Source organism: Microbacterium sp. STF-2 (assembly GCF_034650155.1).
Classification (GTDB): domain Bacteria; phylum Actinomycetota; class Actinomycetes; order Actinomycetales; family Microbacteriaceae; genus Microbacterium; species Microbacterium maritypicum_A.
The window spans coordinates 2,343,945-2,359,963 of the sequence record NZ_JARKMW010000001.1 but is presented as its reverse complement, the minus strand read 5'-3'; the positions used below and the strand labels follow the sequence as shown (position 1 = coordinate 2,359,963).

General features: G+C 68.8%; 18 protein-coding genes. 13 read left to right on the top strand and 5 right to left on the bottom strand.

From position 1 onward, the window contains the following. Positions 1 to 16 precede the first annotated feature (16 nt). Positions 17 to 727: a helix-turn-helix transcriptional regulator gene (locus tag MicroSTF_RS11395; RefSeq protein WP_322955660.1), complete on the top strand. Its 711-nt coding sequence runs from the start codon at positions 17 to 19 to the stop codon at positions 725 to 727. Between the two features lie 3 nt (positions 728 to 730). On the opposite strand, the gene uxaC is transcribed toward MicroSTF_RS11395, so the two are convergent. Continuing rightward, positions 731 to 2,149 (bottom strand): glucuronate isomerase, encoded by a 1,419-nt coding sequence (uxaC, locus tag MicroSTF_RS11390; protein ID WP_322955658.1) that lies wholly within the window; start codon positions 2,147 to 2,149, stop codon positions 731 to 733. Continuing rightward, positions 2,146 to 3,192 (bottom strand): LacI family DNA-binding transcriptional regulator, encoded by a 1,047-nt coding sequence (locus tag MicroSTF_RS11385; protein ID WP_021199438.1) that lies wholly within the window; start codon positions 3,190 to 3,192, stop codon positions 2,146 to 2,148. The genes uxaC and MicroSTF_RS11385 overlap by 4 nt, the downstream gene beginning before the upstream one ends. Positions 3,193 to 3,308: 116 nt before the next feature. Here MicroSTF_RS11385 and MicroSTF_RS11380 point away from each other — a divergent pair, with 116 nt between their 5' ends. From MicroSTF_RS11380 to MicroSTF_RS11340, 9 genes are read left to right on the top strand one after another with little or no spacing between them, the layout of a single operon-like run. Next, positions 3,309 to 4,667, top strand: a complete 1,359-nt coding sequence (locus MicroSTF_RS11380; protein ID WP_322955656.1) for an ABC transporter substrate-binding protein — start codon at positions 3,309 to 3,311, stop codon at positions 4,665 to 4,667. A gap of 18 nt (positions 4,668 to 4,685) precedes the next feature. Continuing rightward, positions 4,686 to 5,615: a carbohydrate ABC transporter permease gene (locus MicroSTF_RS11375; RefSeq protein WP_231479927.1), complete on the top strand. Its 930-nt coding sequence runs from the start codon at positions 4,686 to 4,688 to the stop codon at positions 5,613 to 5,615. Next, positions 5,612 to 6,523 (top strand): carbohydrate ABC transporter permease, encoded by a 912-nt coding sequence (locus tag MicroSTF_RS11370; protein WP_029260728.1) that lies wholly within the window; start codon positions 5,612 to 5,614, stop codon positions 6,521 to 6,523. The genes MicroSTF_RS11375 and MicroSTF_RS11370 overlap by 4 nt, the downstream gene beginning before the upstream one ends. After that, complete coding sequence (locus MicroSTF_RS11365; RefSeq protein WP_322955652.1) at positions 6,520 to 7,353, top strand: sugar phosphate isomerase/epimerase family protein; 834 nt, start codon at positions 6,520 to 6,522, stop codon at positions 7,351 to 7,353. The genes MicroSTF_RS11370 and MicroSTF_RS11365 overlap by 4 nt, the downstream gene beginning before the upstream one ends. Beyond that, positions 7,350 to 8,468, top strand: coding sequence for a Gfo/Idh/MocA family oxidoreductase (locus tag MicroSTF_RS11360; protein ID WP_322955650.1), 1,119 nt, complete (start codon positions 7,350 to 7,352; stop codon positions 8,466 to 8,468). Before MicroSTF_RS11365 ends, MicroSTF_RS11360 begins: the two co-directional genes overlap by 4 nt. Continuing rightward, complete coding sequence (locus MicroSTF_RS11355; protein WP_029267994.1) at positions 8,465 to 9,325, top strand: sugar phosphate isomerase/epimerase family protein; 861 nt, start codon at positions 8,465 to 8,467, stop codon at positions 9,323 to 9,325. The genes MicroSTF_RS11360 and MicroSTF_RS11355 overlap by 4 nt, the downstream gene beginning before the upstream one ends. After that, entirely contained in the window at positions 9,295 to 10,548 is a 1,254-nt protein-coding gene (locus MicroSTF_RS11350) for a mannitol dehydrogenase family protein (RefSeq protein WP_322955648.1), read from the top strand. The genes MicroSTF_RS11355 and MicroSTF_RS11350 overlap by 31 nt, the downstream gene beginning before the upstream one ends. After that, positions 10,545 to 11,783 (top strand): D-mannonate dehydratase ManD, encoded by a 1,239-nt coding sequence (gene manD / locus MicroSTF_RS11345; protein ID WP_029267990.1) that lies wholly within the window; start codon positions 10,545 to 10,547, stop codon positions 11,781 to 11,783. The genes MicroSTF_RS11350 and manD overlap by 4 nt, the downstream gene beginning before the upstream one ends. After that, positions 11,780 to 12,274, top strand: a complete 495-nt coding sequence (locus MicroSTF_RS11340; protein WP_322955645.1) for a gluconokinase — start codon at positions 11,780 to 11,782, stop codon at positions 12,272 to 12,274. Before manD ends, MicroSTF_RS11340 begins: the two co-directional genes overlap by 4 nt. A gap of 11 nt (positions 12,275 to 12,285) precedes the next feature. Here MicroSTF_RS11340 and MicroSTF_RS11335 read toward each other — a convergent pair whose 3' ends face one another. Continuing rightward, on the bottom strand, positions 12,286 to 12,741 hold the full coding sequence (locus MicroSTF_RS11335; protein WP_021199448.1) for an Lrp/AsnC family transcriptional regulator: 456 nt from the start codon (positions 12,739 to 12,741) through the stop codon (positions 12,286 to 12,288). Positions 12,742 to 12,839: 98 nt separating this feature from the next. On the opposite strand from MicroSTF_RS11335, the gene MicroSTF_RS11330 reads away from it, so the two are divergent. From MicroSTF_RS11330 to MicroSTF_RS11320, 3 genes are all read left to right on the top strand, one after another. Beyond that, positions 12,840 to 13,463 (top strand): LysE family translocator, encoded by a 624-nt coding sequence (locus tag MicroSTF_RS11330; RefSeq protein WP_297557389.1) that lies wholly within the window; start codon positions 12,840 to 12,842, stop codon positions 13,461 to 13,463. Between the two features lie 118 nt (positions 13,464 to 13,581). Then, positions 13,582 to 14,043, top strand: a complete 462-nt coding sequence (locus MicroSTF_RS11325) for a hypothetical protein (protein ID WP_322955643.1) — start codon at positions 13,582 to 13,584, stop codon at positions 14,041 to 14,043. 145 nt (positions 14,044 to 14,188) lie between these two features. After that, the gene (locus tag MicroSTF_RS11320; protein WP_029260721.1) at positions 14,189 to 14,782 is read left to right on the top strand and encodes a hypothetical protein; all 594 of its coding nucleotides are present in this window, start codon (positions 14,189 to 14,191) and stop codon (positions 14,780 to 14,782) included. 57 nt (positions 14,783 to 14,839) lie between these two features. On the opposite strand, the gene MicroSTF_RS11315 is transcribed toward MicroSTF_RS11320, so the two are convergent. Next, complete coding sequence (locus tag MicroSTF_RS11315; RefSeq protein WP_021199452.1) at positions 14,840 to 15,067, bottom strand: RNA-binding S4 domain-containing protein; 228 nt, start codon at positions 15,065 to 15,067, stop codon at positions 14,840 to 14,842. Then, the gene (locus MicroSTF_RS11310; RefSeq protein WP_322956375.1) at positions 15,064 to 15,999 is read right to left on the bottom strand and encodes a dihydrodipicolinate synthase family protein; all 936 of its coding nucleotides are present in this window, start codon (positions 15,997 to 15,999) and stop codon (positions 15,064 to 15,066) included. Before MicroSTF_RS11310 ends, MicroSTF_RS11315 begins: the two co-directional genes overlap by 4 nt. Positions 16,000 to 16,019: the final 20 nt, after the last annotated feature.

Sequence of the window (16,019 nt, the reverse complement as noted above, 5' to 3'; positions counted from 1 at the left end):
GCTGAGAGGATCAGACATGCTCGAGACCTCGGCCCGTCTGCTGGAACTGCTGTCGTTGCTTCAGCTCAGACGGGACTGGACGAGTTCCGCACTCGCCGACCGACTGGGTGTGAGCACGAGGACCGTGCGCGCCGACATCGGCAAGCTCCGCTCGCTCGGCTATCCCGTGGACGCGCGACCCGGTGTCGCCGGCGGGTACCGGCTGGCCGCGGGGGCGGCGATGCCTCCACTGCTGCTCGACGATGACGAAGCCGTCGCCGTCGCGGTCGGGCTGGGGGCGGCGGCGACCTGGCGGCTCGGCGTCGAAGAGACCTCTCTCACCGCCCTCGCCAAGCTGGAACAGGTGATGCCCGCCCGCCTCCGCCGCCGTGTCGACGCGATCCGGAAGGCGACCAGCGTGGTTCCCGGGGCCGAACCCCCACTCGATCTCGCAGCACTCAGCACGGTCGCCGCGGCGATCCGCGGTCACGAACGGCTCCGCTTCGGCTACACGAAGCCAGGCGGCAGAGAAGAGCCGCGGCATGCCGAACCGCAGCGGCTGGTGAGCTGGGGGCCGGTCTGGTACCTGCTCGCGTGGGACCTCGATCGAGACGACTGGCGCATCTTCCGCGTCGATCGCATGGTTCCGCGGGCGCCGACCGGGGTGCGCTTCCGACCCCGCGCGATCCCGGAGGGCGATGTCGTCGAGTACGTCGTGCGTCGTGTCACGGAGACCTCCACTTCGTGAGGCTCAGGCGGGAGCACTGGGCAGTCGGAAGGTCGTCCGCGGGATGTCGTCGACGAAGCGGTGCGCCAGCGCGAAGGCCTGCTCCTCGGTGAGGCGGTGCTCTGCGACGAGAGTGGACAGGTAGCCCGCATCGAGCCGCCGGGACATGTCATGGCGTGCGGGAATGGAGCAGAAGGCCCGGGTGTCGTCGACGAACCCGCTGGTCTTCGTGAAACCGGCGCTGTCCGTCACCGACCTCCGGTAGCGGGAGATGGCGTCGGGGGTGTCGAGGAACCACCACGGTGCACCGGCGTACACAGAGGGGTAGAAGCCGGCGAGCGGTCCGATCTCCCGGCTGAACGCGGTCTCGTCGACCGTGAACAGCACCATCCGGAACGTCTCGTCGGTGCCGAAGTCGTTGAGGATCGGGGTGAGCGGCCGCGTGAATGAGGCGACATCCGGCAGGTCGTGTCCGCTGTCCGGGCCGAACTGCGCGAGCGTGTCGCGGTGGTGGTTGCGGATCACGCCGGGGTGCAGCTGCATGACCAGTCCGTCCTCGGACGACATCTCGGCCAGTCGGTACAGCATGTTGCGGCGGTATGCCGTCGCGGCTTCCGCGGTGACGTCCCCCCGGAGCCCGGCGGCGTGGATGCGCTCTGCGTCGGCACTCGTCAGCGGCTGCGAGCCGGCGTCGAGCACACCGGTGTCGGTGGCCGTGCCGCCCGCCGCCCGGAATGCGGTCCGTCGGCGGCGCAGGGCGTCGAGCAGCCCGGCGTAGCTCGCGGCATCGGTGCCGGCAGCTTCCGACAGCTCCGAGAGTGCAGCCGACCATCCCTCAGCCGACGGATCCATGTAGCGGTCGGCGCGAAACGTCGGAAGCACGTGCCCGCGGAAGGACGGATCGTCGCGCAGTCGTGCATGCGCAGCGAGGTCGTCGGCGGGGTCGTCGGTCGTCGCGAGCACCTCGATGCGGAAGCGCTCGAACAGCGCCCGTGGGTGGAATGCGGGGATTCGCAGTTGCGCGTCGATGTGGGCGTACAGCTCATCGGCAATGCCCGCGCTCGGCTGCTCGGTCACCCCGAACACCTCGGACAGCGACGACTCGAACCAGTAGCGCACCGGCGTTCCGAGGAAGACGTCCCAGTTCGCGCAGAACGCCCGCCACACCTCCTGCGGATCGGCGGGTGCGGCTCCGCGACCCAGCGCGCCGAGGGGCACACCAACCGCGTGGAGCAGACGCAGCACATAGTGGTCGGGCGTGATCAGCAGCGTCGCAGGATCGGAGAACGGTTCGTCGTCGGCGAGCAGCGCGGCGTCGACATGCCCGTGCGGCGACAGGATCGGTGCCGGAGCGACCGCGTCGTACAGCCGTCGGGCGAGCTCGCGCACGCCGGGATCGGCGGGGAGGAGTCGGTCGGCGTGCGGGCTGAGCACAGTGCTCATGAGTCTCCTCCAGGGGTACGGCGGGGTGCGGAGCCGGTCGACTCCCGCACGGTCAGGTGGGTGGGCAGTGCGGCGATGTGCCGTCGGTTGAGCGCGCCCGCTCCGATGCGCTCGCTCTGCAGGCGGTCGAGCAGCATCGACACGGACAGGCGTGCGGCCTGTTCGATCGGAGCGGTGAGGGTCGTGAGTGGCGGGTTGCAGAAGTCGGCGCCGAAGATGTCGTCGCAGCCGACGATGCTCATGTCCTCCGGAACGCGCACGCCGCGTTCCTTGAGCCGGATCAGCATGCCGATCGCGAGGAGGTCGTTGAAAGCCACGCAGGCGGTCGCACCGGTGTTCAGCGCGGCATCCGCCGCCGCCGCTCCCGCCTTCGTGCGGGGCTGGTACGGCCCCACCTTCGTGTGCTCGATCCCGAGGCGCTCGCACGCGGCCGCCACGGCCCGCCAGCGGAGATTGCTCGCCCAGCTGGTCGGGGGACCGGCCACGTAGCAGATGCGTCGATGCCCCAGGGAGGCGAGGTGCTCGACGGCCTGGTCGAAGCCGAGCGGCGTGTCGATGAACACCGAAGGCACTCCGGGCACGGCACGGTTCAGGGCCACGAGGGGGAGCTCGGTGCTGAGCTCGGCCAGCCGCTCGTCGGACAGGCGGGACGCGGTCAGGATCGCTCCGTCGTAGGAGCTGCGCAGTTCTTCGAGGGTGCTCTCCTCCATCTCGGGCGACTCCTCGGTGTGCACCAGGATCTGCGAGTAGCCCGCCACCCGCAGGGCCTGCTGGGTACCGCGGATGATCCCGAAGTAGAACGGGTTCGTGACGTCGGAGACCAGCACGGCGACCATGCGGGTCGACGGCGTCGATGCCGTGCCGGAGGCGGCGGTGGGCGTGTAGCCGAGGTCCTTCGCGACGCGGATGATGCGGTCGCGGGTGCCGGGGTTGCCACGGCCGGGGACGGCGAGGGCGCGCGACGCCGTGGAGATCGCGACGCCGGCGGCATCGGCCACATCGGCGAGCGTCGGCCGGTGCGAAGGCGGTGTGGGGGACGACATGGGGCAACAGAATCACAAGATGGCAATTACTGGCAATGAATTGCTAACAATTGCCACGCTTGCCTACCTTGGCGAAGACGCAGTCACGTCCACTCACTGTCTCGAAGGAGAGTTCAATGAAGTCTCGACCCCTGATCGCCCTCGGGGCGATGGCCGCAGCAGCGATCGCGTTGACCGCATGCTCGGGATCCACCGCCGGCACGGACGACGGCGACGCCGGTGGCACCGTCGACGGGACCGGCCAGACGCTCACGGTGATGATGGCCGCGAACGGTCTCTACCCCGAGCAGCAGAAGGAGTGGTTCGGGAAGGTCTCCGATGCCTTCGAGGAGAAGACCGGAGCCAAGGTCGAGTTCGAGACCTTCGCGAGTGCCAACGACGAGCTGACGAAGATCCAGACGTCCGTGCTCTCCGGTCAGGGCCCTGACGTGTACGGACTCGGCACCACCTTCACCCCGACCGCGTACGCGACCGGCGCCTTCGTGAAGCTCACCGACGCCGACTGGGACAAGGTGGGGGGACGCGACCGCTTCGTGCCGTCGACCCTGGGCATCTCCGGCCCGAGCGAGAAGGACGAGATCGCCGTCCCGTTCGTGAGTCGTCCGTTCGTGATGGCCTACAACACCGAGCTGCTCGCCGCCGCCGGCATCGACGAGCCGCCCACGACGTGGGACGAGTTGACCGCCGCTGCCGCGAAGATCGAATCCGGAGACGTGCACGGTCTCGCGATCGGATACGCCGACAGCTTCGACCCCTGGAAGTTCGTCTGGGGCATGAGCGTGCAGGCGGGCAATCCGCTGATCGATGTCGAGGCCAAGAAGGCGGAGATCGACGATCCCGCCGTGGCCGCCGCCTACGACACCTACTTCGGCTGGTACCAGGACGGACTCGTCGACCCGGCAGCCATCGGGTGGAAGAACGCCCAGGCCGTCGCCGCCTTCGCCGAGGGCAAGGCCGCCTTCCTTCCCATGACCTCGGCGAACTCGAAGCCCACGTTCGCGGGTTCCCCCGTCGCCGACTCCTACGCCTACGCCCTCCTCCCGACCATCCCGCCGGGGGAGACCGAGTTGCCCAAGGACGGAGAGGAAGCGGCCAGCATCCTCTCGGGAGACAACCTCGTGGTCGCCCAGTACTCGCCGAACCAGGACCTCGCGTTCGCGTTCATCGAGATGCTCACCAGCACCGAGTCGCAGCTCGACTACTTCGACACGTTCGGCGAGCTGCCGACGGGGGTGGAGGCGGCCGCACAGGTCGAGAAGGACAACCCCGATCTGAGCGCCAACGTGCAGGCGGCCTCGCAGTCGGTCGCCACTCCGTTCACGGGCGCCTGGGGTGACACGCAGCTCGCGCTGACCAACGTCGTCGTGCAGTCGCTGCCCGCGTTGCAGGGGGGAACGCTCAGCCAGAGCGACATCGCCGCGGCGATCGCCGAGGCCCAGGCGAGTTCGCAGTCCGCGCTGGACAAGTCCAAGTAACGACGCGAGGACCCGCACATGGCGATCGCGACCGATACGCGTCGGAAACGCACCGACGACACGCCGCCGAGCGAGCGGCCCCGCCCGCTGTGGATGCTGCTCCCCGGCGGGGTGCTGATGACACTGCTGATCCTGGTGCCGCTGCTGCTGGCCTTCTGGATCTCGATGCTCGATCTCGACCAGTACACGATCAGGCAGTGGCTGCAGGCGCCGTTCGTCGGCCTGGGAAACTTCGTCGAGGCGTTCTCCACTTCTCCGCTGCTGCGGGGGATCTGGCTGAGCGTCAGCTACGCACTGATCGTGTCGGTCGCGGCGATCCCCCTCGGCGTCACGGCGGCGCTGGCCACGCAGAACGCCTTCCGCGGCCGTGGGCTGGTGCGCTCGGTGTACCTGATCCCGTACATCCTCCCCGCGTTCGTCGTGGCGACCGTCTTCCGGGCGATGTTCCAGCCCGAGGGCGTGGTGGACGAGGCCTTCGGCGTCTTCGGCGTCGATCCGGGGCTGTGGTTGAACGGACCGCAGAGCTACTGGACCCTGGTGATCACGCAGCTCTGGGTGAGCTGGCCGTTCGTGTATCTGCTGACCCTCGCCGGTCTCCAGGCGGTGGATGCGGAGGTGCACGAGGCGGCGGCGCTCGACGGCGCCGGCTGGGGGATCAAGCTGCGCAAGGTGATCCTGCCGTACCTGCGAGGATCGATCCTGCTGGCCTTCATCCTCACGTTCCTGCACAGCATCAACGCCTTCACGATGCCGTTCGTGCTCTTCGGGATCCCGGCCCCCGTCGATGTCGAGGTCCTGCCGGTCCTCACCTACGTCACGGCGTTCCAGAGCTTCCGGTTCGGGCTCTCCGCGGCGATGGCGGTCGCCTCTCTCGCGATCGTCGCGATCCCCCTGTTCGTCTACCTGCGCGCTGTGCGCCTCGACACCGGAGAGGACGCGAAGCGATGAGCGTCACCACCACGATCGCGCAGGTCAACCCGCGCCGGAGCCGCCCGGGCGGTCACAGCCAGGTCGACCGCCTGCTGCCGCGTCCGCTTCTCGTGGCCGCGAACGTCTTCCTGTGCCTGGTCGTCTTCGGGCCCGTCTCGTACATGCTGTTCGCCTCGATCAACGCCGATGTCGCGGTCGCCGGAGGCGCGTACTGGCCGACCGAGCTGCGTCTCGACAACTACATCAAGGTCTGGCGCAGTGTCGATCTCGCCGGAGGTCTGGCCAACAGCCTGCTGATCTGCGGGGCGGTCGCGGTCGTCTGCGCGGCCGTGGCCGTGTCGATGGCCTGGGTGCTGGTGCGATTCACCTTCATCGGCCGCGTCACGATCCTTCGGGGTCTGCTCGGCCTGCAGTCGGTGCCGGGAACCCTCATGCTGCTGCCGGTGTTCGTGATGTTCTCGACGCTGTCGTCGGTGCTGCGCATCCCCACCATCGGCACGCACTGGTCGGTGTTCGTCACCTACCTCACCTTCGCGCTGCCGTTCTCGACCTGGGTGATGGTGACGTACATCCGCGGGCTGCCGCGCGAGCTCGAAGAAGCCGCCCGCATCGACGGTGCCTCCAATTTCCGCGTCCTCACCCGCATCGTGCTGCCGCTGAGCTGGCCCGGGATCGTGGTCTCCGCGATCTTCGCGTTCCTGCAGGGGTGGAACGACGTGCTGTTCGCCTCGGTCATGACCAACCGCGACAGCCGGACCGCCGCGGTGGCCCTGCAGATCTTCGGCGCGACGCAGGAGACGGGTGCGGTGCCGCTGTACGGACAGATGATGGCGGCCTCGCTCATCTGCGCCATCCCCGTCGTCGTGTTGTATCTCGTGTTCCAGCGTTATCTCGTAGGCGGTCTCACCGCAGGAGGAGTGAAATGACCCCGTGGAAGCTCTCAGGATTCGGTGACGAGATCGATCCCGGTCCGGCCGTGCAGATCGCCGTGCTCCAGGCGCTCGGCGCGCGGCACATCGAGGTGCGCAGCGCGCGGGGGGTGAACATCGTCGATCTCGATGAGTCTCAGCTGACGCAGCTCGCGGCCGTCGTGCGCGAACGCGGCATGTCGGTCTCGGCGGTCGCCTCGCCGATCGGCAAGGTCGACGTGTCCCTACCGGTGGAGCACGAGGTCGGTCGACTGCAGCGGGCGATCCGTGCCGCCGACGTCCTGGAGACCCCGTATATCCGCATCTTCTCGTTCTTCCGCGACGAGAACCTTTCGGCCGAAGACATCCGCGACGACGTGCTCGTGCGCATGGCGGCGCTCGCGCGCACCGCCGAGGCGGCCGGGGTCACCCTCGTGCACGAGAACGAGAAGGACATCTACGGCGACATCCCCGCACGCGTGCTCGACGTGATCGAGTCGGTCGGTTCGGACCGGCTGCGCATCGCCTGGGACAACGCCAACTTCGTGCAGGTCGGCGTCCGTCCGTTCACCGACGGCTACGCGATGCTGCGACCGCACCTCGAGTATCTGCAGCTGAAGGATGCGCTCGCAGCGACCGGCGAGGTGGTCCCGGTGGGCGAGGGCGACGGCGAGCTGCGCGAGACCCTCACCGCCCTGCGCGACGACGGCTATGCGGGGTTCGCCTCGCTCGAACCGCACCTCGCCGACGTGAACGCCCTCGGCGGGTTCTCCGGCCCCGAGGCCTTCGGCCGCGCCGGTCGGGCCCTGCGCACCCTCACGGACGAGATCGGAGTGACCCTCTCATGACCGACGCAATCCTCGACGTCGCGATCGTGGGATGCGGCATCATCGGCGTCAATCATGCCCGAGCGATCGCGAGCACTCCCGGCCTGCGCATCGTCGCCGTCGTCGACGAGGTGCCGGCGGCGACCGCACGGCTGGCCGACCTCGTCGTCGACGAGCTGGGCGGCGCGCGACCGTCGGCCCACGCCGAGATCGAGTCGATCCCCGCCGATGTCGACATGGTCGTGATCTGCACCCCGAGCGGCTCCCATGTCGAGCTCGCCGAACGGGCGGTCGCCCGCGGGATGCACGTCGTGCTGGAGAAACCCCTCGACGTGTCGATGGAGCGCGGCCGCCGCTTGGCGGAGATCGCCAGGGATGCGGAGACGCGCGGCATCCGGATCTCGGTGATCAGCCAGCACCGCTTCGACCCCGGTGCCGTGGCCGTCGCCGACGCCGCCCACTCCGGACGCCTGGGACGGATCACGAGCGCGGTGGCCTCGGTGCCCTGGTGGCGCTCTCAGGAGTACTACGACTCGGGCGCCTGGCGAGGCACCTGGGAGCTCGACGGCGGAGGCGCCGTCATGAACCAGGGCGTGCACACCGTCGATCTGCTGCTGTGGTTCCTCGGCATGCCGGCCGAGGTGTTCGCCCACACCGCGCTGCTCGCACACGAGCGGGTCGAGGTCGAAGACGTCGCCGTGGTCACGGTGCGCTTCGAATCGGGGGCGCTCGCCGTGCTGCACGCCACGACCGCGGCCTTCCCCGAGCAGCCGGTGCGGCTGGCCGTGCACGGTGCGCAGGGGACCGGCATCATCGAGAACGACCAGCTCGCCCGGCTGTGGATCGACGGCGAGCCGACCGACCGCAGCGCCGACTGGGTGCCGGAGGGGCATCGACTCGGCGACGACCGCAACCCGCAGGCATTCGCCGAGGGCCACGCCCGTCAGTACGCCGACATCGTCGAGAGCATCCGCGACGGGCGGGCTTCCCGCGTCGGGGTGCCCGAGGCGCTGCGGGCGCTCGCCGTCGTGCGCGGCATCTACGTCTCGGCGACCACCGGCTCGCCGGTGCGCATCGCCGACCTGATCGACGGCACCGTCGACGACACGAACGTGCGGACAGGAGGCATCGCATGAAGTTCTCCGTGTTCACCGCGGCGACCCCCGACTGGGAGCCCGCGGAAGCGGCCCGCCGCATCGCCGCGATCGGCTACGACGGCATCGAGTGGCGCATCACCGACCAGGACGAGGCGGATCCGCCCGGGTTCTGGGCCGGGAACCGGGCGACCTGGCCGCTCACCGGGCTCGAGGGGTCGGTCGCCGAGATCGCCCGCATCACCCGCGAGGCCGGGCTGGAGTTCAGCGGCATCGGCGGCTACGCGCTCGCGCCCGACCGGGACGACGTGCTGCGGACGCTCTGGGCGACGGCGGACCTCGGTGCGCGTCAGGTGCGCGTGCGCATCCCCTTCAACGACGCCCAGGACTATCGCTCGGTGTTCGCGCAGACCAGGGACGACCTGGAGTGGGCCGCGGAACAGGCGGGGACACTCGGCGTGAAGGTGCTGGTCGAGCTGCACCACCAGACGATCTCGTCGTCGGCGTCGGCCGCCCTCCGGCTGGTCGACGGCATCGATCCGCGCACCATCGGCGTGATCCACGACCTCGGCAATCTCGTGATCGAAGGACAGGAGGACACTCGGGCCGGGCTCCAGCTTCTGGGCGAGTACCTCGCTCACGTGCACGTGAAGAACGCGGTCTGGCAGCGCACCGGGCAGACCGGGCTCGATGGAGATGTGCGCTGGGAGTCGGTGTGGGCGCCGCTGCGCGAGGGCATCGCCAGTGTGCCGGACTACTTCCGTGCTCTCGCCGAGGTCGGGTACGACGGCTGGGTGACGCTGGAGGACTTCTCGACGGATGCTCCGCTGGAAGAGCGACTGGTCGACGACCTCGCCTTCCTCCGCGCGTGCGCCGGTGCCGCGGGCATCGGATCGTGACCGGGCCGGCGCGCACGCAGCATCCCCCGGTCCGTGCCGCTCATCTGGGGATGGGCGCCTTTCACCGCGCCCATCAGGCCTGGTACACCCAGCAGGCGAACGACCGCGCAGGCGCGGACGACGGCTGGGGCATCGCCGCTTTCACCGGACGCACCCCCGAGGCCGCGGAACTGCTGTCACGGAACGACGGCGTCTACACCGTGCTGGAGCGTTCGGCCGACGGGGATCGGGCGACGACCGTGCAGTCGATCGTGCGCGCGGTCCCCGGATCGGATGAGGCGTCCTGGCTCGCCGTGCTCGCCGATCCGCAGGTCGCCGTGCTGACCGTCACCGTCACCGAGGCGGGGTACTCCGCCGGTTCCGCGGTGCCCGGACGTATCGCCGACGGCCTCGTCGCTCGGGCGGACACCGACGCAGGACCCATCGCGGTCGTGAGCTGCGACAACCTGCCGCGGAACGGACGGGTGCTGCGCGACGCGGTACTCAAGGCCGCCGGCACCGAGGCTGCGCGCATCTCGGACACCGCGTCGTTCGTCGACACCGTGGTCGACCGGATCACCCCGGCGGTCACGGCAGTCGACATCGATGCCGTGCGGAAGCTCACCGGTCTCGACGATCCGTCCACCGTCGTGACCGAGCCGTTCACGGAGTGGATCCTCGCCGGAGAGTTCCCCGGCGGCGCACCGGACTGGGCGCAGGGCGGTGCACGATTCGTGGCCGACGTGGGTCCGTACGAATCGCGAAAGCTCTACCTGCTCAACGCCGGCCACAGCTTCCTCGCGGCCGCCGGTCGTCTGCGGGGATACGAGACGATCGCCGAGGCGTTCGACGACCGCGACCTCCGTGGCGACACCGAAGCGCTCTGGGCCGCCCAGCGGACCGCGGTCGATCTGCCTGCCGCAGAACTCGACGGATGGCTCGACGACCTGCGCGTCCGCTTCGCGAACCCGCGCATCGCCCATCGACTCGACCAGATCCGCCGCGACAGCCCGATCAAGGTGGCGCTACGGCTCGTGGCTCCCGTGCGCCGACGGCGTGAGGACGGCCTCGCCGTCGACGACGCACAGGTGCACGCCCTGGAGACCTGGATCCGCTCGCTCCTCGAACTCGACCCGACCGACACCGCGACGGCCGCCGTCGCGCGCACCATCGGCGCCGTGCCCGAGAGCGATCGCACGCGCACCGTCATCGACCACCTCACTCCCGAAGGGACCCTCGCATGAGCATCGACAAGGCTGAGGTCATCGTCACCAGCCCGGACCGGAACTTCGTCACCCTCAAGCTCACGACCGCCGACGGCGTCTCGGGCCTCGGCGACGCGACCCTCAACGGGCGTGAGCTCGCCGTCGTCGCGTACCTCACTGAACACGTCGTCCCGCTGCTGATCGGCGCCGACGAAGACCGCATCGAGGACACCTGGCAGTTCCTCTATCGGAGCGCGTACTGGCGGCGAGGCCCCGTCACGATGGCCGCCGTCGCCGCGGTCGACATGGCACTCTGGGACATCAAGGGCAAGAAGGCGGGGATGCCGGTCTACCAGTTGCTGGGCGGGGCATCGCGTTCCGGCCTGCTCGCCTACGGTCATGCCTCGGGAAAAGAGCTGCCCGAACTCTTCGACTCCGTGCGCGCGCACCTCGACCAGGGGTATCGGGCGATCCGCATCCAGACGGGTGTTCCCGGGCTCAAGGCCATCTACGGCATCGCCTCGCAGGCCGCAGACGCCGGGGGCGGCGAAGCCCGGTACGACCACGAGCCGGCCCGGCGGGGTGCGAAGCCGGTCGAGGAGGATTGGGACACCCGCGCCTATCTGAACCACCTGCCGGGCGTCTTCGAGGCGGTGCGCAACGAGTTCGGCCCCGACATCCCCCTGCTGCACGACGGTCACCACCGGATGACGCCCATCCAGGCGGCGAAGCTCGGCAAGGCACTCGAACCGTACGACCTCTTCTGGCTCGAGGACTGCACCCCCGCCGAGAACCAGGAGGCGCTGCGGCTCGTGCGTCAGCACACGACGACACCCCTCGCGATCGGCGAGATCTTCAACACCGTCTGGGACTTCAAGGACATCATCCGCGATCAGCTCATCGACTACGTGCGCGGCGCCGTGACGCACATGGGCGGCATCAGCCCGCTGAAGAAGACGCTCGACTACGCGGCGATGTATCAGATCAAGTCCGGCATGCACGGGCCCACCGACATCTCGCCGGTCGGCATGGCGGCGGCGATGCACCTCGGCCTCGCCATCCACAACTTCGGCATCCAGGAGTACATGCAGCACGGCTCGCGCACCGACAGGGTGTTCCAGCAGTCCTTCACCTGGCGCGAAGGCCTGCTGCACCCGGGCGACAAGCCGGGCCTGGGCGTCGAGCTCGACGTCGACGAGGCGGGAAAGTACCCGTATGAGCGGGCCTATCTGCCGTACAACCGTCTGGCGGATGGAACGGTGCACGACTGGTGACCAGCGAGTCTCGGCAGATCGTCGTCATGGGGGTGTCCGGGGTGGGCAAGACCACGGTGGGGCGGGAACTCGCGCGCCGGATGGGTGTCGCGTTCATCGATGCGGATGATCTGCACGGGCCGGAGAACATCGCGAAGATGGCGGCCGGTGCTCCGCTCGACGACGACGACCGATGGCCGTGGCTCGACCGGGTGGGGGCGGCGCTCGCCGCAGATCCGGCGGTCGTCGTCGCCTGCTCGGCCCTGAAGCGCAGCTACCGTGACCGGCTGCGCGCCTCGGCCCCGACCGTCTTCTTCGTGCACCTCGACGCGCCCCGAGAACGGGTGGTCGCGCAGACCACCGCGCGCCGGGACCACTTCATGCCGCCGGCGCTGCTGGCGTCGCAGCTGCAGGCGCTGGAGCCCCTCGGGCCGGACGAGCAGGGGATCGCGGTGACCGTGGATGCCGCGCCCGAAGAGCTCGTGGAACGCATCTGCCAGGCCCCCGTCTGACCGCACCCGCCTCAGGGGATCGGCACCGCCCGGTCCGCTCCGAGGCGCTTCATGACCATGGTCGAAGTGAGCCGCTGCACGCCCGGCAGCGCGCCGAGCGTGTTGTCGTAGAGCTCCTGGTAGGCGCTCATGTCGCGGGTGAGGATGCGCAGCATGTAGTCGGGGTCGCCGAACAGGCGCTGGGCCTCGACCACCGCGGGGATCGCCACGACGGCCTCCTCGAACGCCACGATCGTGTCCTTGTCGGTGCGTCCGATCGTCACGAACACGATGGCCTCGAACGTGAGGCCGACGGCTGCGGGCGCGACGACCGCGCGGTATCGCTCGATCGCTCCGGACTGCTCCAGTTCCTTGAGTCGGCGATGGCACGCGGACAGGCTCAACCCGACCTGGGAGGCGAGGTGCGTCGCACTCATCCGTCCGTCATCCTGCAGCAGGGAGAGGATCTCCCGGTCAAGTGCGTCCATGGTGACAATTCTTGCAGGTGAAGGGCGCGATCACCCGAAGAATCGGAGCACCTTTCGCGTGATTCTTCGTAGTCTCTTCCTCGGATTGAGGAGGACCGATGGATATCGCTCTGGTCATGCAGTTCTGGGTGGTCGCCGTGATGCTGGCGCTGACCCCCGGAGCGGACTGGGCGTATGCGATCTCCGCCGGCCTGCGCGCCCGCTCGATCGCGCCGTCCATCCTCGGGATGATCGCCGGGTACACCGTCGTGATCGTCGCCGTCGCGCTCGGTCTCGGAGCGCTGGTCACCGCGTATCCGGTAACCCTCACGACCCTGACCGTGATCGGCGCGCTCTATCTGATCTTCCTCGGTGCGACGACGCTGGCCACGCGCCCTGCGCCGATCGCGGAGAGCGGCGAACCGGTCGCCACCGGGGGGTGGGGGCAGTTCCTGCGGGGATCCGGTGTGAGCGGGATCAACCCGAAGGGGCTCCTGCTGCTGCTCGCCCTGTTGCCGCAGTTCACGAGCCCGCACGGCTGGCCGTCGACGACGCAGATGCTCGCCCTCGGCGGCTTGCACCTGTTCAACATCGCGATCGTCTACACGACAGTGGGGCTGCTCGCCCGTCGTCTCCTGCGCACCCGGCCGCGTGCGAGCTCTGTGGTCACCCGGATCGCGGGCATCGCCATGACCGTCATCGGCGTCGGCATCCTCGCGGAGCAGGTGATCGAGTGGCTGTGAGCGCCTACGTCTCTCTCCCGTCGATGCCGTCTTTTCTCCGGTCGATACCGTCTGCGATCTCGACCTGCCGCAGTAGCGTCGGAGGGAGGGCGGCGATCGGCGGGAGAAGAGGGGCTTCATGACTTCCAATGGACGGACGAACGCGGCTCTGCAATTGCTGCTGCCGGCGTTCCTGCTCGGGGCGATCATCGCGATCTCCTTCCTCGAAGCCCCGTTGAAGTTCCTCGCGCCCGGCGTCACGATCCCGATCGGTCTCGGCATCGGTCGACTCGTCTTCACCGCGCTGAACGTGCTCGCGGGTGTCGTCCTGGTCGTGCTCACAGCCGTGAGTGCCCGGGCGAAGGCCGGACGCACGACCCTGCTGATCCTCGGTGTGATCTGGCTGGTGTTCCTTCTCGAGATCGCCGTCATCCGCCCGGTGCTCAACCGGCGCAGCGATCTGGTGATCGCCGGGGCCGAGGCGCCGGGCACGAATTGGGCGCACTATGCGTACATCGCCGCCGACGTGGCGATCATCGGGCTCCTCGTCGCATTGGTCGTCGTCACCGTGCGGCGGGTCCTGCCGGCGGAAGCGCGATAGTCGACCGCTCCGCACCTCTTCCGAAAGCCCACGCATTCCGATCTATCGGCATACAGATTCCCTGAACGCGGCCACCTCCATCACGGCAGTGAAATGTTGAATGTTGCCGGCCGGATCCTGGCCGGACATCAACCGGAGGAACACCATGAAACTGAAGAACCGAATCGCCGCTACCGGCATCACCATCGCCCTGGCCGCGGGTGTCGCGCTCATCGGCGCACCGGCCGCCAACGCTGCCGAAGCCCAGGTCGACAACTACGGAGCCGTGAACTACCCCTTCGCGCCGAGCGATGACACGAGCGTCGGCCAGGCGGGAATCGGCTGGGTGCGACTTGCCGACGGCACGCTGGGCCAGGAGTCCGAGCAGACCTTCGGATCGGCCGCGAAGGTCACTCTCGACGACAACGTCGATGTGGTCCAGGCCGGAGAGAAGGTGCGCATCACGGTCACCGCGACCAACCGCTCCAGCTTCACTCGCCTGATCTCCACGGCGATCCCGACGGCCTACGGTCTGACCGTGACCGGTGCCGAATCGTCCCTCGGCGAGCCAATCGTCAGCAGCAGCCATGTCTTCGCCTCCTTCGGCGAGCTGGAGCCGGGCGAGACCGGCACGGCGGTCATCACGGCCGAGGTCGGTGACGTCGCCCCCGGAACCACTCTGCAGACCCGCGCCTACGTCTATCAGGACCTCTCGGGTCCGATGTCGCAGATCAGCGACACGAACACCGTCATCGGCTGAATCGGCCGCTGACACGTGCGGTGGGTTCTTCGGAATCCACCGCATTTCGCTGTTCGGTCAGGGGCGGACGCGGACCGTGCGTCCCTCGAAGGTCACCAGGTCGCCGTCGCGCAGCTGGCGCCCGCGTCGGCGATCGACCTCGCCGTTCACGGTGACGTATCCGTCGATGATCACCTCTTTGGCGTCGCCGCCCGAATCGAGGAGGCCGGCGAATTTGAGGAACTGCCCGAGGCGGATCACCTCACCGCCGATGGAGATGTCGTCGATCGGTGCGGAGTTCGTCATCCTTGAATGCTAATCGCACGAGGCGCGAGCCGGAGGAACTCGTCGAAGTCGACCAGGAAGCGGGTGATCATCTCCTGCTCCTCGCTGTCGAGCTCGCGCGAGGGCGCGCGGCAGGTCGCCGATCGAAGGAGGCCGCGCTGTGCGGAGATCTCCTTCTCCGCCGCGATGATGAGTTCGACCGACTGCATCCAATACGAGATGTAAGGGAGGAGCCGCGCGTGCAGTGCCGCCGCCCGCTGGCGATCACCGTTCTCCCATGCGTCGCAGATGGCGAGGTAGATCTCGGGGAACGACGAACCGGGTTGTACACCGACCGCCCCGCGGCGCAGCGCATCGATGAGCTGGACGCCGGCGTAGCCGACGAGGCAGGAGAGACCGGGGGCCGCCTCGCGCAGCGCCGAGATGAGCTGGCCGGGTGGAACGGATTCCACCTTCACCTGCACGAGGTTCGGGTGGGTTGCTGCCAGCTCGGCGATGACGGCCGCATCGAGCGCCGTGCCTGTCTGAGCCGGAGCGTATTGGAGGATCGCCGGGGTCGATCCGGTCGTGTCGAGGATCGCACCGATATGCGCGCGAACGGCCGTGCGACTGGGGCTCTGGGTGTGGGGCGGAAGGATGTTGATCATGTCGGCGCCCTGCTCGACGGCGCGGCGAGCACGCTCCACTGCGACCACAGTGGCGTGGTCGGGCACCGAGACCACCACGACGATGCCGTGCCGGTGCGCCTCGTCGAGGAGTGCCCCGGTGAGTTCATCGCGCTCGAGGTCGGTCAGCTTGTAGAACTCGCTCGCGAAACCGGGGTACATCACGCTTCGCACTCCCGCATCCGCAAGCGAGCGCACGAGGTGGCGGAGCGACTCGACGTCGATCCGCCCATCGTTGGTGAATGGCGTTTCGACGACGGGGCAGACGCCCTCGATGCGTGTGTTCATCACGGCGGGACTCCTTCGGG

Excerpts from the sequence above, each read along its gene's own strand:
- MicroSTF_RS11395 (WP_322955660.1), top strand. The coding sequence starts at position 17 with ATGCTCGAGACCTCGGCCCGTCTGCTGGAACTGCTGTCGTTGCTTCAG.
- uxaC (WP_322955658.1), bottom strand. The coding sequence starts at position 2,149 with ATGAGCACTGTGCTCAGCCCGCACGCCGACCGACTCCTCCCCGCCGAT.
- MicroSTF_RS11385 (WP_021199438.1), bottom strand. The coding sequence starts at position 3,192 with ATGTCGTCCCCCACACCGCCTTCGCACCGGCCGACGCTCGCCGATGTG.
- MicroSTF_RS11380 (WP_322955656.1), top strand. The coding sequence starts at position 3,309 with ATGAAGTCTCGACCCCTGATCGCCCTCGGGGCGATGGCCGCAGCAGCG.
- MicroSTF_RS11375 (WP_231479927.1), top strand. The coding sequence starts at position 4,686 with ATGGCGATCGCGACCGATACGCGTCGGAAACGCACCGACGACACGCCG.
- MicroSTF_RS11370 (WP_029260728.1), top strand. The coding sequence starts at position 5,612 with ATGAGCGTCACCACCACGATCGCGCAGGTCAACCCGCGCCGGAGCCGC.
- MicroSTF_RS11365 (WP_322955652.1), top strand. The coding sequence starts at position 6,520 with ATGACCCCGTGGAAGCTCTCAGGATTCGGTGACGAGATCGATCCCGGT.
- MicroSTF_RS11360 (WP_322955650.1), top strand. The coding sequence starts at position 7,350 with ATGACCGACGCAATCCTCGACGTCGCGATCGTGGGATGCGGCATCATC.
- MicroSTF_RS11355 (WP_029267994.1), top strand. The coding sequence starts at position 8,465 with ATGAAGTTCTCCGTGTTCACCGCGGCGACCCCCGACTGGGAGCCCGCG.
- manD (WP_029267990.1), top strand. The coding sequence starts at position 10,545 with ATGAGCATCGACAAGGCTGAGGTCATCGTCACCAGCCCGGACCGGAAC.
- MicroSTF_RS11335 (WP_021199448.1), bottom strand. The coding sequence starts at position 12,741 with ATGGACGCACTTGACCGGGAGATCCTCTCCCTGCTGCAGGATGACGGA.
- MicroSTF_RS11330 (WP_297557389.1), top strand. The coding sequence starts at position 12,840 with ATGGATATCGCTCTGGTCATGCAGTTCTGGGTGGTCGCCGTGATGCTG.
- MicroSTF_RS11325 (WP_322955643.1), top strand. The coding sequence starts at position 13,582 with ATGACTTCCAATGGACGGACGAACGCGGCTCTGCAATTGCTGCTGCCG.
- MicroSTF_RS11320 (WP_029260721.1), top strand. The coding sequence starts at position 14,189 with ATGAAACTGAAGAACCGAATCGCCGCTACCGGCATCACCATCGCCCTG.
- MicroSTF_RS11315 (WP_021199452.1), bottom strand. The coding sequence starts at position 15,067 with ATGACGAACTCCGCACCGATCGACGACATCTCCATCGGCGGTGAGGTG.
- MicroSTF_RS11310 (WP_322956375.1), bottom strand. The coding sequence starts at position 15,999 with ATGAACACACGCATCGAGGGCGTCTGCCCCGTCGTCGAAACGCCATTC.